Consider the following 1,175-nt stretch of genomic DNA (forward strand, 5'->3'; position numbering starts at 1 on the left):
CTAGTGGTGTGAGTTAGAAATTCGTTTGCAGAAAGAAGCGACCGAAGCCAGGATTTCATCGGCTGTCCTGGTCCACACGAAGGGTTTCGCATGAGCGTTGTGCTCGGCGATGTAGGCCCGGATGGCGTACTCCAGCGCCCGCGTGGAGCAGAACCGGCCTCGCCTGAGCTGGCGGGCGGTGAGCAGGGAGAACCAGCACTCCACCAGGTTCAGCCAGGAAGCCGATGTCGGTGTGAAATGCAGCTGCACGCGCGGGTGGCGCACCAGCCAGCGCTGTACCAGCGGGGTCTTGTGGATGCTGGAGTTGTCCAGCACCAGATGCAGCTCCAGCTCGGGCGGCGTGGCCTGCTCGACGGTGGCCAGGAAGTGGCGGAACTCGAGGCTGCGATGCCGGCGATGCACTTCGCCGATCACCGTACCGGCCTTGATGTCCAGGGCAGCGAAGAGGTCGGTGGTGCCGTGGCGGAGATAGTCGTGCGTATGCCGCTCCAGTTGCCCCGGCCGCATCGGGATGGCCGGCGCGGTGTCCTCAAGGGCCTGGATCGAGGGTTTCTCGTCCACGCACAGCACCAGCGCCCGGTCGGGCGGGTTCAGGTAAAGCCCGACAATGTCGCGTACTTTGTCGACGAACTGCGGGTCCGTGGAAAGCTTGAAGGTCTCGCTGCGATGAGGGGCCAGCGCAAAAGCCCGCCAGATGCGCGAGACTGCCGTCTGGCTCATGCCCAGTTCCGCCGCCAGGCGCCGGGTGCTCCAGTGGGTGGCGCCTTTGGGGAGCGTTTCCAGTGTCGTGCTGACGACACGCTCGATCTGCTCGTCCAGAAGGGTTCGAGGGGCTCCCGGGCGAGGGGCATCGACCAGTCCTGCCACGCCCTGGTCGGCAAAACGCCTGCGCCACTTGCCCACCGTCAGGTTGCTCACGCCCAGCTTCGCGGCCACGGCCAGATTGGTGGCTCCCGGTTCGGCGCAGGCCAGCACGATGCGCGCTCGCATGGCCAGCCCCTGGGCCGTCGAGCGCCGTCGTATCCAGTTCGTCAGGGTGGCGCGGTCGCTATCGGACAGCGTGATCGACACGGCACGAGGGTCAGCCATGGCAGGCTCCTGCAGTCTGGGCAACCTTCTCAGTATGGTTTCTCTGTCTCGATCAGTTCATGCAAATTTCTGATTCAGACCACTAG

Annotated in this window: 1 protein-coding gene; it reads right to left on the reverse strand. The window is 64.8% G+C overall.

The genetic code is table 11. From position 1 onward, the window contains the following. Complete coding sequence (locus FHR87_RS18910; protein WP_183168304.1) at positions 1-1,089, reverse strand: IS630 family transposase; 1,089 nt, start codon at positions 1,087-1,089, stop codon at positions 1-3. Positions 1,090-1,175: the final 86 nt, after the last annotated feature.

The sequence above is a fragment of the Azomonas macrocytogenes genome (assembly GCF_014191985.1).
In the GTDB taxonomy this organism is placed as follows: domain Bacteria; phylum Pseudomonadota; class Gammaproteobacteria; order Pseudomonadales; family Pseudomonadaceae; genus Azomonas; species Azomonas macrocytogenes.

Coding starts and splice junctions, on each gene's coding strand:
- FHR87_RS18910 (WP_183168304.1), bottom strand. CDS start 1,089: ATGGCTGACCCTCGTGCCGTGTCGATCACGCTGTCCGATAGCGACCGC.